This is a genomic window from Vibrio sp. EJY3 (genome assembly GCF_000241385.1).
In the GTDB taxonomy this organism is placed as follows: Bacteria; Pseudomonadota; Gammaproteobacteria; order Enterobacterales; family Vibrionaceae; genus Vibrio; species Vibrio natriegens.
Genome location: NC_016614.1, coordinates 158,490 through 173,065, shown reverse-complemented (window position 1 = coordinate 173,065; position 14,576 = coordinate 158,490). Strand labels below are relative to the sequence as shown.

Sequence of the window (14,576 nt, the reverse complement as noted above, 5' to 3'; positions counted from 1 at the left end):
AAGTTTCCTGTTGAGATAAAACAAAGGCTCCGAGATAGAGCCTTTGAAAATGATATAAGCGGACGTTAGTGATTGAGCTCTGCAATAGACTCAATACTGATGGCGTCATGGCGCCAATACTCAATATCGCAGTCGATCAACTCGCCATGCTGGTTATAGTTAGTACGCTCAACAACCATAGCTGGAGTGCCTGATGTCGCTCTTAACGCTTGCGCGACTTCACCAAGAAGTGTGCTGGTAGAAATTCGATAACGCGTTTTTTGATACACCACACCAAAGTGCTCACGATAAATGTCAGTCAGCGAGTTGGTAAGGTCGAAACTCAATAAATTGGGAAAGATCTCTGGGCGAATATAGTTAGTCACATACACCACTGGCCTGTCTTCCAAATATCGAACGCGGTCGACTCGATAGACATCAGAAAACGGCTGCAACTGTAACAAACGTGCAGATTGCTTATTGGCCAGAGTACCTTTTGCCGCAATCAGCTCGGTTTTTGGGACGCGATTCTGCGCTTTCGCCATGTTTGGGAAATTAAGTGTTTGGGTTGGATCGTAGCGTAGTGGCTCAGGTGAAATAAACCAGCCTCTGCGATCTTCACGATAAATTCGCCCTTCGGCTTCCAATAACGACAACGCTTCTCGTAACGTAACTCGTGTTGTGTCGAACGACTCCGCCAGCTTGCGTTCCGCAGGCAGTTTTTGACGTGGCGAAAGCATGCCCGCTTCAATCTGTTCAACAATCGAATCTTTAATTTTTACGTACTGCACGAGGTGTCCTTATCTTTTACGCCAAGCCTGTGTGCGATTTTCTAACAACTTACCCAACGTCATCTGCACGATCTTCGCGATTGCGGCTGACATCATGATCATCACCGCCATCGCGGCGGCGGCGCCTGTTTGGCCCGCGTCATCCATATTCAGAATCGATACCGAAGCAGGGATCGTATCCGTTGAGTATAGGAATACTACCGCAGAAGTGGTGGTCAATGCATTAACAAACAAGTACGTAGCAATGTCCAGCACGGCAGGCATACAAACCGGCAACGTCACTTTGAAAAACAACTTGTACTGAGGCAGTTTTACCGATGCAGCCGTCGCTTCTATTTCTGAAGGCAGTTGCTTGAGAGCGGTTAAGGCTGTCATGTGGCCGACCGTGTAATAATGCACCACGGTATTAATAACCAGGAATGCCATCGTGCCATAAAGCACATTCAACGGGTTGTTCACATCGTTAAAGTAAAAGATGTAACCCAAACCCAGAACCATTCCCGGCACCGCCATCGGCACGACGCTCAGCATCTGCATCGCCTGACGGACGGTACCAAAAGCACGTCCTTTCTCAATGCTGTAAGCACCGACAAAAATGACTGCTGTACCAATCACCGCTGTCCAACCCGCCAAAGTGAGAGAGTTAAAGAACGGGCTCCAGCCATAAGTGCTCATCTCGGCAAAGTTGTAGTTATTCAGCGTTAGCGCTTTGTTCCACGGCCAAAACGTTACTAAGGAACCGTAAACCGCCATACCAAGCACGGCGAGTACAGCAACAGAAATCAGAGAGCAATATAAAAAACACAGACCATCGCGCGTTTTGTTTGGCTCCGGTTGATAGGGCACAGAACGCGTATCAAACAAGCTTTTTTGCTTTTTCTGCACCCAGCGATCCGCGCCAAATGCCAATACCGCAGGGAACAACAGCATAATGCTGGTTACTGCCCCCATGGCGAAATTCTGCTGGCCCACCACTTGTTTGAAGATATCCGTCGCCAGAACGTTGTAACTTCCCCCTATCACTTTCGGCACACCAAAATCGGTAATAACTAAAGTAAATACAACAATCAGGGTACTGATCAAACCGTATTTCGCCGCAGGTAGCGTCACCATAAAAAAGGTTTTCATTGGTGAGGTTTTCAGAGCGCGAGCCGCTTCATACAGACGTGCATCCGAAGTGCGCAGAGATGTGGTCAGAATCATCAAAGCATGAGGGAACGTCCAGAAGATCAAGCCCATTGAGATACCAATAACACCATATATTGAGTGGCCACCAAGTAGCTCTTTCGCAATACCTTGATTACCAAAAAGAAAGATCAAGCTGATCGCTGGTAAAAGCGACGGCGCAAGAATCGGCGCGGTACCTAATATTTGAAACAAACCTTTTAACGGCATGCATGAGCGAGTCAGTGCGTAAGCATAACCAAACGCCAGTAAGCCAACCACCGCTGTCACAACCAGACCTAACGTAAAAGTATTACCAACGGAAACCCACAGGCTTGAGGAAGAAAAGTAACTCACAAAGTTAGCTAACCCAACGAATTCCCCATCGCTGTTTTGCACACTTTTAGTCAACATCGCCCACAGCGGCATCAAGATGAACAAGATCATCATCGTCGAGGTAGCCGCTAACAATCCAAACAACACGAGGTTGTCGCGGCTAATACGTCCCACCAATGATTTCGCTTTGTCTTGAGTAGTCAGGCTATTCATCGTCATTGTCTTTGCATCCATGTTGCACCTACGCCGCCAACGCTTTTTTGAAGGCTTTACCCTTAGAAGGAATGGCATAGGCGTGTAAGCCAGTTTCCGAGAACTGGATATAACGAACATCACCGATACGAATATTGAGGTTTTGCACGGTTTCCACTGGGACATCAACAACGATTGGCTTCGCCTGGCCGTCGTTCTGCAGTTCGCAATCTACTCGGAAAAACGCCCCCAAAAACTCGCTTGCTGTAATGCGAACCGGAAGCGAATTGCGGTAGTTTTCAACAAACTTGATATTCTCAGGACGCACAGCCAGATCAAAACGGTCACCGCGTTTAATCTCGTAATTCGTTAAATTTGGTAGTGGTAACAAAGTCTCTGCAATACGTACCTGAGACTCAGTAACGACGGATGTCTCAATGAAGTTCATGCTGCCGACAAACTCGGCCACAAAACGCGTCGCTGGCATTTGATAAATCTCTTGCGGCGTCCCTACCTGCTCAATCACACCATGATTCATCACGACAATTCGGTCTGCCATCGACAACGCTTCGTCCTGATCATGGGTCACCATAATGGTGGTAATACCCAGTTTGCGTTGCAGCTTACAAATTTCATCACGTAAGTGAACACGCACTTTCGCATCCAACGCAGATAAAGGCTCATCAAGAAGCAGCAGACCGGGAGATAAAGCAAGTGCACGCGCTAAAGCAACACGCTGCTGCTGACCGCCCGACAATTGGTTAGGGAATTTCTGGCCCGAAGTGGGTAATCCTATCGTCTCAAGCCACTGATCAACTTTCTCCAGGGCGTCTTTGGTCGACATGCCTTGGTTCTTCAAACCCATCGCAATGTTTTCTTGTACCGTGAGATTAGGGAATAGCGCATAAGACTGAAATACGATGCCGAAGTCACGCTTTTCTGGTGGTAGAAATGTCGTCTCTTGACCGTTTTGAAAGATCGCACCAGACGTTGGCAAATCTAAACCCGCAATTGCGCGTAACAAGGTTGTTTTACCGCAGCCAGACGGGCCTAAGAAACAGACGAACTCGCCCTTTTTGATCGCCAGCGAGATTTGCTTTAATGCAGTGAACTGTCCAAATTGTTTCACTACATTTTCAATGTTCAGATAAGGTTGGTTAGTTGACATAACACACACTCCAAATGGTATATACCAATTTTAGGTTTGGAGTGTTACGTTCCAATGACAAATTTATAGCCAGAAGATGACAAACTGATGAAAGCCCTCAATTTACACGCTTAAATCCAGACTCATCTTAAAATATGGGATGTCGGATTTATAAAAGCGTTCACCCTCTTTCTGTAATCCAAACTTCTGATAAATCCCTAGCGCGGACTCACGAGCGTCGCACCAAAATATTTCTGCGTTTAGCGCTTTGGCATCCGCGATCATGGTCTCCAACATCAATGAGCCTAATCCCCTCCCTTGCAGACTTGGGGATACAGCAAATTTCCTTAACCTTGCCGAACCTTCACTAAAAAATACGGAAGCGACACCCACCAAATACCCATCAACATACCCGCCGTAATGATAGCCAGATTCATCCTCTGCCACCTTGCAAAAATCAATGCTTTGAGTTGGCCATAGAACCTGTTGCCGAAGTTGTAGTGTCTGCTCTGCATTAATTCGTTGGACTTTCATTCGCTCCCTCTTTTCTATACGCCTATCCGGCCATTAATGTGCCTTTACTTTGAACAAGATGCAAAAAGGGAGAGCAATCGCTCTCCCCAGTAAAACCCTGTATGCGCGGAATATTACGATTTTGGCTCTGATTTCGCGTCAAATTTCTCAGACCATGCCGCTAGAATTTCTGCACGCTTACTGCCCATTTGTGCAAAGTCCATCTTCGCCATGTTTTCTTGAACATTCGGGAAATTAGACACCGTCGCTTTCACGTCTTTGTGAGCGACAACAGGGTACATTTCTACGTATAGCTCATTCGCTGCTTTCGAAATGGACCAGTCAACCACGCGCTTCGCCGCATCTGACTCTTTAACCAGACCTACAGCTTCTGATTCCCAGCCGATGCCTTTCGGAGTGATCACTGACAAAGGTGCGCCCTGAGTTTTCAGCTTCGCACCACGGCTTGCCATAGAGATACCGATAGCCACTTCGCCCATCCCCGCCTGAACACATGGCTTAGAACCAGAGTGTGTGTAGTGAGCAATGTTTTTGTCTAAGTCACGCATGTAGTTCCATGCCTGATCTTCACCCATGTTTTGCAGCCAAGCAGAAACCTGCATGTAACCCGTGCCAGAAGATGCAGGGTTTGGCATGGCAATGTGACCTTTATAAACTGGCTTAATGAGGTCTTCCCAAGACGTTGGCTTAGGCAGGTTAAGTTGTTTGGCAACCGCTTCGTTGAAACAAACTGCGTTAAAGAACGCATCGTTACCGAACCACGCTTGATTGGATTGTGGGTCATTAAGGTTCGCATGAAGATCCGCCAAGCCTGCAGGTTGGTAAGCCTTTAACAGGCCTTCTTCTTTCAGTAGTGCCATTGACGATCCAGCAAGACCCCACACGACTTCTGCCTGAGGATTATTCTTTTCTGCCAGCAATTTCGCCGTCATGATACCTGTTGAGTCGCGAACCCACTTAATCTTGATATCTGGGTTGTCTTTCTCAAACGCAGACTTGTATTTAGCAAGAATGTCAGTTTCGAAAGCGGTGTAAACCGTCACTTCCTGTGCAGCCATTGCATTAGTAGCTAGCAGAGATACAAGCGCAGCCAGCGATCCTTTCATCAAACGGTTTTTCATCATTTTCTCCAGTTAATTTGGCTAAGTATTCATTTTGGTCTGTACCAGTTGACGTTCATTACCCTACTGACCAAATGTGACGAATTCATGATCGTTAAATGGCAGTTTTACGAAAACTTTCTTCAAATCGCCCTTCTTTTAACCATTAAATTTGCCATATTAAAGTTTTGTGAAATTCATCGATCGACTATTTACGTGCCTTTTTCTCACCTGCTAAAGTTAATTTCATATTTTGGTGTAGACCAATAAATTAATTCTGACGGAAAGAGAAATGAAAAACGAATACCTGCTACTGACCCCTGGCCCTTTATCTACCTCTGAAGGCGTGCGTGAAGCAATGTTGAAAGACTGGTGCACATGGGACGATGACTACAATAAAGATATCGTAGAAGTGATCCGCACGAAGCTCGTCAAGCTGGCAACAAAAAAAGACGGCTACACCAGCGTATTAATGCAAGGTAGTGGCACTGCATCGGTAGAAGCAACCATTGGTAGCGCGATTGGTAAAGATGGCAAACTGCTTGTCGTCGACAATGGTGCCTATGGTGCTCGCATCGCTCAAATCGCCGAATATCTGAATATTCCATGCCATGTGGTTTCCCCTGGCGAAACATCACAGCCACACTTGAACGAAGTGGAAACTGCATTGGCATCGGATCCTACTATCACGCACGTGGCGATTGTTCACTGCGAGACAACCACTGGCATGCTCAACCCTATCGCCGATTTTGCATCGGTCGCGAAAGCGCACGGTAAAGTCGTCATTCTCGATGCCATGTCGAGCTTTGGTGGCATTCCAATGGATATCGCCGATCTTGGTATCGACTTTATGATCAGCTCAGCGAACAAGTGTATTCAAGGCGTTCCGGGCTTCGGTTTTGTGATTGCAAAGCAGAGCGAGCTTGAAAAATGCAAAGGCCAGGCACGTTCACTCAGCCTCGACCTATATGACCAATGGCACTGCATGGAAGTCAACCACGGTAAATGGCGTTTTACTTCTCCGACTCACACGGTGCGAGCTTTCTATCAAGCATTACTAGAACTGGAACAAGAAGGCGGCGTAGAAGCCCGTCATCAGCGATACCAAACCAACCAGAAAACGCTGGTAGCGGGTATGCGTTCACTTGGTTTCGAACCACTACTCAATGACGAGCTACATTCACCTGTCATCACTTCGTTCTACTCGCCAACACACAGCGATTATCAGTTCAAAACGTTCTACCTGCGTTTGAAAGAGCAAGGCTTCGTAATTTATCCAGGCAAAGTATCAAACGCAGATTGCTTCCGCATTGGCAACATTGGTGAAGTGTATCCAGTAGATATTGAGCGTCTGATCGGGGCGGTAAAAAACGCGATGTACTGGCAAAATCAACCAGATCAAAAGTTGGCGAGCTGAGATAAATCACGATGAGTCAGAATGTAAAGCCAACGCATTTCCGTAGCGAAGGCGACGTCAATACAACGCCCGCTCGCCAAGTGTGGAATGAATCAATGGACGACGAACGCACGCAAACTCTATTGAAGCGTGACTCCGACGTATTTCTGCATCAAGCCATGTCGACGCCGTGTCTCGATACATTAGAGGCAGCAGAAGGCATCTACATCCAAGATGTTAACGGCAAAAAGTATATGGATTTTCATGGTAACAACGTTCACCAGCTTGGTTATGGACACCCGCATGTTATTGAACGGGTGCAGGAACAAATCGCTAAGTTGCCGTTTTCGCCTCGCCGTTTTACCAACGAAACCGCGATTGAGTGCGCAGAAAAACTGACGCAAATTTGTGGTGGAGAGTTAAACCGCGTTTTGTTTGCTCCGGGTGGAACATCAGCAATAGGTATGGCACTTAAACTGGCTCGTCACATCACGGGTAACTATAAAGTGGTGTCACTGTGGGATTCTTTCCATGGTGCATCTTTAGATGCGATTTCAGTTGGTGGTGAAGCCTGTTTTCGTCACGGTATGGGGCCATTAATGGCTGGCGTGGAGCGAATTCCACCAGCGGTTTCTTACCGGGGCGCCCTTCCCTCACCAGATGGTCATGATGTGCATTACGCCGACTACCTTGAGTACGTGATCGAGAAAGAAGGTGGCGTAGGCGCGTTCATTGCTGAAGCGGTGAGAAATACCGATGTTCAAGTGCCTAGTAAAGCCTACTGGAAACGCATTCGGGAAATTTGTGACAAACACAATGTCATGCTGATCATTGATGACATTCCCAACGGCATGGGTCGCAGTGGCGAATGGTTTACTTATCAGGCTTACGATATAGAGCCAGATATTCTGTGTATCGGTAAAGGTTTAGGCGGTGGTTTAGTGCCAATCGCAGCCATGGTCACCAAAGATAAATACAACACGGCTGAGCAAATCTCGATGGGTCACTACACCCATGAGAAAAGCCCTATCGGTTGTGCCGCAGCACTGGCAACCATGGAAGTCATTGAACAAGAAAACCTGCTTGATAAAGCGAAAGCCGACGGCCAATTCATGCGCGAAAAGTTACTCGAGATGAAAGCTAAGTACCCGGTAATTGGTGACGTTCGCGGCATCGGCATGCTGTGGGGGGTAGAACTGGTTACGGACCATGATACTAAACAGCGCGCGTTTGATGAAGCCGAAGCTGTGTTGTACCAATGCCTCAACGATGGCGTGAGCTTTAAGGTCTCACAAGGCAATGTGATTCAACTTAGCCCACCATTGGTCATCACTCGAGAACAATTAACGCTGGCGATGGCAATATTTGATGAGGCCATCGCCAAAGTATGTAAAGACTTTAACTACCTGTAAGGTCTGCTGACCTTTTACGAAACCTACGTTATCCAAAGCGCCAGAGCGCACTTTGACAAGCAATAAAAGGATTGACCATGAGCAACTCACCAATTCAAGCAGTCATCTTTGACTGGGCAGGCACTATCGTCGACTTCGGTTCCTTTGCACCTACCAGCATCTTCGTCGAAGCGTTTAAGCAAGGTTTTGATTTTGATATTAACCTTGAAGAAGCCCGCGAACCAATGGGGCTGGGCAAATGGGACCACATTCAGGCGGTTGGGCGTATTCCTGCGGTTGATAAACGCTGGAACGATAAGTTCGGTCGCTCGATGACCAGCGAAGACATCGACGCAATTTACGCGGCATTTATGCCTCTTCAAAAAGCGAAAGTTGCGGACCACGCTGCGCCTATCCTCAACGCAATTGACGTGGTCAACAACCTAAAAGCCAAGGGCATTAAAATCGGCTCTTGCTCTGGTTACCCGCGTGAAGTGATGGACGTGCTTATTCCTGTTGCCGCAGATTACGGTTACCAGCCTGACTACGTAGTCGCAACCGATGACCTGCCACAGGGAGGACGCCCTGCGCCATTTATGGCACTGAAAAACGTTATAGAACTTGGCGTGACAGACGTAAATGCGTGTATCAAAGTGGACGACTCTGCACCGGGTATCTTTGAGGGGCATAACGCTGGCATGTGGACGTTGGGCCTTCTACTTTCGGGGAACGAAGCAGGTCTTACATTTGAAGAGTATCAAGCGGCAGACAAAGCAACGTTAGATGCTGCCCGTGAGAAAGCACGCGCAAAACTTATCAAAAGTTCACCTCATTACTTGGTTGACACTATCGCAGATCTACCAGAAGTGATTGCAGATATAGAGCGTCGTTTGGAAGCTGGCGAGCGTCCTTAATTCGTCTAATAAGCAGAAAAAACGCCCCTCTTTTTAGCGGGGCGTTTCTTTTATTGAGGCTATCTTATTGAGACAATAGCTTTCGCGTTGGTTCTTGCTCAGTGTATTCAACCGATTCGTTACCAGATAGCTTATCGACGTCCGCTTGTTCGCCGCTCACTACTAGTACCTGTTGCTTCACCAAAGCATCGACCACTTCAAGGTTATGCTGACGAAGAAGTGCTCTCACTTCGCTTTCTTTCCCCTTGTGATACTTTACAAAGTAACGCGCAGGTTGTTGCTCAGCTTGTTCAGAACGTTCATCCACGAGCGGAAATCCTTGATTGTTCGCCAAGCTGGCCGAACTCAGTCCGATTGCCAATAGTGCGGTAGCACCCACCGCAGACAGAGAAAGTAAGGTCGACTTCTTCATGGCCACTCCTTATTGAAAAGTCAGAGTCCAGCTGTTGATTGTGCCTGTGTCTCTTCTGGCACTGTCTACGGCTTTTAGTTCCCACGAGCCTTGCGATTCAAAACCAGAGAAATCCGCTTGGAAAGTGGTTTTGATATCGTTAGCACTTCCGCCTGTATTGTCATGCAGCACAACTTGTCCACCCGTTGGTGAAGTCAGCGTCACTCGCAGGTCGCCGATGTAAGTATGGCTAATATCAACGTCAATACTCACCGTGCCTGAATCACCAGAGCGATCGACATCGAGCGCGCTGATTGCCCCTGATGCTTTGTTATCAGGAATCGCCACAGGATCCGTGTTTGAGTAGCTTGAATCCGAAGCGCTGCCTCCACCATCAGGGCCGTTACAGCCTGCATCCAGGAACAGCTTCGCCGCTTCTGCATTGACTAAGCCGTGGCCAGTGCGGTTGTCTCGACCTGCCACATCGATATCTGTCGCGGTTTGAACGAGAGCATTACGCACTTGTGCCGCAGTACACGTTGGGTGGTAGCTCCATACCAAGCCCGCCACGCCAGTCACGTGAGGTGTCGCCATCGATGTACCATTGTAGTACTCGTAGTCTTCACCTGTCGTTGTGGACACAGTGATCTCTTGCCCTAAGTAGCCAAGCAGCTCTTGACCAAGTGCTCGATCAACGGTCACTGATACCATGCGATACGCATTATTCTGGTCAACTAAAAACGGATTTTGTAAACCAGGTAATTCCGTATTACTGTACACAATTGCAGCACTAGCGCCTGCATTGTAACAAGCTTGCACAGCGTCCACTTCTGGGTAATTACCTGAAGATTGGTTACCAATACGCTCAGCCAAACAGATTTTTTCTGACATATCACCGCAATTAAAATTACCACCAGAGACATCACAACTTTCTAAGGTAGCCGTCACCGCTCCTGCTACAGGATCCGGTACATAAGACGTGCCGTTATTAATCAAACGATTGTGAGGAACGATACCGCGATCAAACTGGCTTACACCATTAAGAGTGATGTCCGACAGTTTACCCTCACCGACGGTAACGGTAGAAAGGATAGCAACACCCGGTCCGGCGACTTCAACCTGATCCGTCGCTTGAGAAAACGCAGCATGATCATTTTGATTATCAACGGCCGCAATCGACATGACCGAATCGTAAGATGCCGGGTAACTGTGTGCCGTATTGCCATCATTGCCCGCAGCTGCAATAAGAAGAACACCTTGGTCATAAATATCTTGCAGTGCATTTTGCTCGGTTCGGCTAGATTGGCTACCACCGAGGCTCATATTCACCACGTTTGCGCCGTTATCTGCACACGTTTGAATCGCTTTGACTAAACCAGAAGAGTAACCCCAGCCAGATTCGTTAAACACTTTCACAATGTGTAGATTGACGTTTTGATTTGGCATGACTCCCTTAACGCCCTCAGTATTTGCAATTGCCGCGATCGTACCTGCAACGTGAGTGCCGTGAGCGTTATTATTCCCTGGGTCACTCCATGAACCCGTACCGCTGTCGTTTGTGCCTGCTACGCGGTTGCCGCTAAGATCGTTATGTGAAAGATCGTATCCAGAGTCGATGATACACACGGTACGATTGCCTGCGTTAAAGTCATCCAACTGCTGAGCATTGACTGCGTTATAGCCCCATGGTGTCGTTTCACTGAGCAAATAACGCGGTGGATCGACTTCCACATATTCTACATCGCTGCGGTTGCGAAGTTGCGTGAGTTCATCAGCATCGATTTCTACGCTGTAGATAGCACGGTTACCCAGCTTCTCAACTTTTCGTGCTTTTACCTGTTTTAAAACAGACTCTTGTGCTATTCGCGGCCCCCAAAATGCGTTGCCTTGCATGGAAGAACCACCAGCCTCGTCCTCAGTAAACTTGACGATATATTTCTTCGGTAACTTGGATTCATCAAATCCCATCGGTGGTGCCGAATACGCCGACAAAGAAGTCGTTAGCGCAACGGCCAAGGCAGACAATGATAATAAGCCCTGTTTTTTAGTTGTTGTGTAATGCATTTGCTCTATTCCTTATATGAGCTGATTTTTTATTCACCATATCCTCATGAAAAATCACCAAATCGGTGTTCACATGAGAGACTCAGCTATAGCCCATCACCTGAAAATGCCAAACAATTCGGTTCATGAATGTAATTTTTTGTACAAAAGATCATTCAATAAACATTTTCAGTTAGCATTGGAAACACAAACAAACACTTATAAAGCAAAGACTTATATAAACAAAAAGTGAATGTTAAATTAATGTTATTGAGTAATTATTCTATATTTGGTTGCCTTTATCATTTCATACTGAATGCGTTTTTTGACCATGGTGCCAAAAGGAAAATATTGAATATTCAGATGTTGACTATGTAGAGTTTTTACTCAAGGTTATACATTGTAGTGAGAGAAATTCTCATTTGATTACTTTTATAACCCGGTATTTTTCCAATTGCTTGGAACAATAACCAAAACGAGAAGAGTGAAAGATGAAACGAACAATCACACTGTTAACCGCGTTGCTCCCGTTTGCTTCTGCAATCGCTGAACAGCCAGCGTTATCTCCAGAAAAAGTTTCGGCGTCCGAAGTGATCAGTGCGCAAGAAAACCAAACTTACACTTACGTCCGCTGTTGGTATCGCACGAGTTATTCTAAAGATGACGTTGCCACTGATTGGGAATGGGCAAAAAATGAAGATGGGAGTTATTTCACTATTGACGGCTATTGGTGGAGTGCAGTTTCGTTTAAAAACATGTTTTATACCAACACGACTCAAAATGTCATCCGCCAACGATGTGAGTCTACGCTGGATTTAGCTAACGAAAACGCTGATATCACATTCTTTGCCGCTGATAATCGCTTCTCATATAACCATACCATTTGGAGCAACGATGCGGCGATGCAACCGGACCAAATCAATAAGGTGGTTGCTCTGGGGGACAGTTTATCTGACACCGGTAACATCTTTAATGCTTCACAATGGCGCTTTCCTAATCCAAATAGCTGGTTTCTGGGCCACTTTTCAAATGGCTTTGTATGGACGGAATACATCGCGAAAGCCAAAAATCTACCCCTTTACAACTGGGCTGTCGGTGGCGCTGCAGGTGAAAATCAGTACATCGCACTCACAGGTGTTGGCGAGCAAGTCTCTTCTTACTTAACTTATGCAAAGCTGGCCAAAAACTACAATCCAGCCAATACCTTATTCACATTAGAGTTTGGGTTGAATGATTTCATGAATTACGACCGTAGCGTAGCAGAAGTGCAATCGGACTACGCTGAAGCATTGATTCGCCTGACGGATGCAGGAGCGAACAACTTTTTGTTAATGACGCTGCCAGATGCCACGAAAGCGCCTCAGTTCAAATACTCTACGCCGGAAGAAATCGAAAAGATTCGCGCAAAAGTGTTAGCGATGAATGAGTTCATCAAAGAGCAGGAGAAATATTACAAAGCTCAGGGTTACAATATCACACTGTTTGATACATATGCGCTGTTTGAGGCCCTGACTTCAGCGCCCGAAGATCATGGCTTTGTAAATGCAACAGAGCCTTGTTTGGACATCAACCGCTCCTCTTCAATGGATTACCTCTACTCACATGCGTTACGCTCCGAGTGTGCAAGCTCTGGCGCTGAGAAGTTCGTTTTCTGGGACGTCACTCACCCAACAACCGCAACACACCGCTATGTAGCGGAGAAAATGCTCGAGAGTAGCAATAACTTAGAACAACACCATTTCTAAGCTTTGATAAAAATGGCCACGCTAAAACGTGGCCATTTTATGTTTCTACTTTTACGCGGGGAGTTACAACGGCGCTATGTCCGTACCACCTAATGATTGATATAGCGTTACCTGAGTAATGAATTGATTGTATCGATTCTCAAGCAAAGACGCTTCTGCGTTTCTGGTGTTTTCCTGAGCATCTAAATAGTCCATGATCGAAGTAGAGCCATACTGGTATCGCGCAGCATAAATCTTCTCAGCGGCACTGGCCGCATCATATTGCTCTTGCAAACGATCAGATTGATACATCAACTTTTCGCGTGCTGACAGTGCGTTCTCCACATCCTGGAATGCGGTGTACAACACTTGGCGGTAATTGACGATAGCCGTTTTGTACTCGACGTCCGCAATCGCTTTATTGTTCTCCATTTCGTTCCATTGCAGAAATGGCAATGTGATGTCTGCGCCTAACGTGCCTACGGGGTTAGAAAGCAAGTCTTTTAATGCCTCTGAAGAACCACCTAGCGCTCCCGTTAACGTCAGCTCAGGTAGGTAATCCAGATCAGCGGCATCTTTGTTTGCCAGAGCAGATTTCACGTCATAAATCGCAGCTTTGACATCAGGCCGACGAATCAACAGATCGGCAGGAACACCTACATTGAGCGACGGAACGCTTTCATCCGGTAACATGCGAATAGTGTCACTCATACTCTGAGGAGGCTGATTGAACAAGATGGCAAAGGCGTTATTCGCCTCTAACAAGCTCTGTTCGAACTCACTCTGCTGCGCTTGCAAACTTGCCAGTGAACTTTTCGCTTCCAGCACATCAAGCTGATCAACCGCACCCAGCTCATACTGCCTTTGAATCAGATTCAGGGTTTGCTGTGCATCATCAATGTTATTTTGGCCAAGTTGCAATCGCTGCTTAAGATAACCAATTTGCCAGTAAAGTGAAGCGGTGGTCGCCACCAAACTTTGAGCCGTGGCTTCGCGATCTTCTTTGCTCGCCATTGCCGCCCATTTTGCTGCATCGATATCCGCAGAGACCTTACCCCACAAATCCAACTCGTAACCGACGGATAAGCTTGTGCTGTAACTGTCACCTGATTCACCACTGTCTAGCCACTTTTCGACCTGAGCAGAGGTCGATGAACTGAACGTCGGGAACAGGTCATCTTTCGCTAACCCTAACTGCAAACGTGCTTTTTTCAGTGTTAGCGTCGCGACTTCCAGATCGTTATTTTCCTGAAGAACCTTATTGATGTAACTGTTGAGGTTTGGATCATTAAACGCCAGCCACCACGGGTCGATACTGACATCACCAGCAACATGCACCTGCTGCCAGTTGGTCGGCACCTGAACTTCAGGAGCCTGATAATCAGAACGCATCATCGAGCCACAACCAGTCAACAAGGCTGCGCCTAATGCGACGGCAAGAAAGCGAGTTTTAAATTTTGTTGTATTCGTCATG

Annotated in this window: 12 protein-coding genes; 4 read left to right on the top strand and 8 right to left on the bottom strand. The window is 46.9% G+C overall.

What is annotated here, in order from left to right; all coding sequences use genetic code 11:
• Positions 1-65: 65 nt before the first annotated feature.
• The 5 genes from phnR to VEJY3_RS16700 all read right to left on the bottom strand — a co-directional run bounded on the left by phnR (position 66) and on the right by VEJY3_RS16700 (position 5,267).
• Entirely contained in the window at positions 66-770 is a 705-nt protein-coding gene (gene phnR / locus VEJY3_RS16720) for a phosphonate utilization transcriptional regulator PhnR (protein ID WP_014233583.1), read from the bottom strand.
• A 9-nt stretch (positions 771-779) separates the two neighbouring features.
• Complete coding sequence (locus VEJY3_RS16715; protein WP_014233582.1) at positions 780-2,504, bottom strand: putative 2-aminoethylphosphonate ABC transporter permease subunit; 1,725 nt, start codon at positions 2,502-2,504, stop codon at positions 780-782.
• Between the two features lie 7 nt (positions 2,505-2,511).
• The gene (locus VEJY3_RS16710; RefSeq protein ID WP_014233581.1) at positions 2,512-3,630 is read right to left on the bottom strand and encodes a putative 2-aminoethylphosphonate ABC transporter ATP-binding protein; all 1,119 of its coding nucleotides are present in this window, start codon (positions 3,628-3,630) and stop codon (positions 2,512-2,514) included.
• A gap of 102 nt (positions 3,631-3,732) precedes the next feature.
• A complete protein-coding gene (locus tag VEJY3_RS16705; protein ID WP_014233580.1) occupies positions 3,733-4,143 on the bottom strand; it encodes a GNAT family N-acetyltransferase in 411 nt (136 codons plus the stop codon).
• A 113-nt stretch (positions 4,144-4,256) separates the two neighbouring features.
• Positions 4,257-5,267 carry a putative 2-aminoethylphosphonate ABC transporter substrate-binding protein gene (locus VEJY3_RS16700; protein WP_014233579.1) on the bottom strand — a complete coding sequence of 337 codons (1,011 nt, stop codon included), beginning with the start codon at positions 5,265-5,267 and terminating at the stop codon, positions 4,257-4,259.
• Between the two features lie 268 nt (positions 5,268-5,535).
• Here VEJY3_RS16700 and phnW point away from each other — a divergent pair, with 268 nt between their 5' ends.
• From phnW to phnX, 3 genes are all read left to right on the top strand, one after another.
• Positions 5,536-6,660 carry a 2-aminoethylphosphonate--pyruvate transaminase gene (gene phnW / locus VEJY3_RS16695; protein ID WP_014233578.1) on the top strand — a complete coding sequence of 375 codons (1,125 nt, stop codon included), beginning with the start codon at positions 5,536-5,538 and terminating at the stop codon, positions 6,658-6,660.
• Positions 6,661-6,671: 11 nt separating this feature from the next.
• Positions 6,672-8,051 carry an aspartate aminotransferase family protein gene (locus VEJY3_RS16690; protein WP_014233577.1) on the top strand — a complete coding sequence of 460 codons (1,380 nt, stop codon included), beginning with the start codon at positions 6,672-6,674 and terminating at the stop codon, positions 8,049-8,051.
• 77 nt (positions 8,052-8,128) lie between these two features.
• Entirely contained in the window at positions 8,129-8,944 is an 816-nt protein-coding gene (gene phnX, locus VEJY3_RS16685; RefSeq protein ID WP_014233576.1) for a phosphonoacetaldehyde hydrolase, read from the top strand.
• Positions 8,945-9,008: 64 nt separating this feature from the next.
• Here the strand turns inward: phnX and VEJY3_RS16680 are convergent, their stop codons facing one another.
• Positions 9,009-9,356: a hypothetical protein gene (locus tag VEJY3_RS16680; RefSeq protein ID WP_014233575.1), complete on the bottom strand. Its 348-nt coding sequence runs from the start codon at positions 9,354-9,356 to the stop codon at positions 9,009-9,011.
• Positions 9,357-9,365: 9 nt separating this feature from the next.
• Complete coding sequence (locus tag VEJY3_RS16675; RefSeq protein WP_014233574.1) at positions 9,366-11,399, bottom strand: S8 family serine peptidase; 2,034 nt, start codon at positions 11,397-11,399, stop codon at positions 9,366-9,368.
• Between the two features lie 470 nt (positions 11,400-11,869).
• Between VEJY3_RS16675 and VEJY3_RS16670 the strand changes: the two genes are divergently transcribed.
• On the top strand, positions 11,870-13,123 hold the full coding sequence (locus VEJY3_RS16670) for an SGNH/GDSL hydrolase family protein (RefSeq protein ID WP_014233573.1): 1,254 nt from the start codon (positions 11,870-11,872) through the stop codon (positions 13,121-13,123).
• A gap of 63 nt (positions 13,124-13,186) precedes the next feature.
• Here VEJY3_RS16670 and VEJY3_RS16665 read toward each other — a convergent pair whose 3' ends face one another.
• On the bottom strand, positions 13,187-14,575 hold the full coding sequence (locus VEJY3_RS16665; protein ID WP_014233572.1) for an efflux transporter outer membrane subunit: 1,389 nt from the start codon (positions 14,573-14,575) through the stop codon (positions 13,187-13,189).
• Position 14,576 lies beyond the last annotated feature (1 nt).

What these genes read in the sequence shown, in the direction of transcription:
- VEJY3_RS16715 (WP_014233582.1), bottom strand. Translation starts at nt 2,504, where the DNA reads ATGGATGCAAAGACAATGACGATGAATAGCCTGACTACTCAAGACAAA.
- VEJY3_RS16710 (WP_014233581.1), bottom strand. Translation starts at nt 3,630, where the DNA reads ATGTCAACTAACCAACCTTATCTGAACATTGAAAATGTAGTGAAACAA.
- VEJY3_RS16705 (WP_014233580.1), bottom strand. Translation starts at nt 4,143, where the DNA reads ATGAAAGTCCAACGAATTAATGCAGAGCAGACACTACAACTTCGGCAA.
- VEJY3_RS16700 (WP_014233579.1), bottom strand. Translation starts at nt 5,267, where the DNA reads ATGATGAAAAACCGTTTGATGAAAGGATCGCTGGCTGCGCTTGTATCT.
- phnW (WP_014233578.1), top strand. Translation starts at nt 5,536, where the DNA reads ATGAAAAACGAATACCTGCTACTGACCCCTGGCCCTTTATCTACCTCT.
- VEJY3_RS16690 (WP_014233577.1), top strand. Translation starts at nt 6,672, where the DNA reads ATGAGTCAGAATGTAAAGCCAACGCATTTCCGTAGCGAAGGCGACGTC.
- phnX (WP_014233576.1), top strand. Translation starts at nt 8,129, where the DNA reads ATGAGCAACTCACCAATTCAAGCAGTCATCTTTGACTGGGCAGGCACT.
- VEJY3_RS16680 (WP_014233575.1), bottom strand. Translation starts at nt 9,356, where the DNA reads ATGAAGAAGTCGACCTTACTTTCTCTGTCTGCGGTGGGTGCTACCGCA.
- VEJY3_RS16675 (WP_014233574.1), bottom strand. Translation starts at nt 11,399, where the DNA reads ATGCATTACACAACAACTAAAAAACAGGGCTTATTATCATTGTCTGCC.
- VEJY3_RS16670 (WP_014233573.1), top strand. Translation starts at nt 11,870, where the DNA reads ATGAAACGAACAATCACACTGTTAACCGCGTTGCTCCCGTTTGCTTCT.
- VEJY3_RS16665 (WP_014233572.1), bottom strand. Translation starts at nt 14,575, where the DNA reads ATGACGAATACAACAAAATTTAAAACTCGCTTTCTTGCCGTCGCATTA.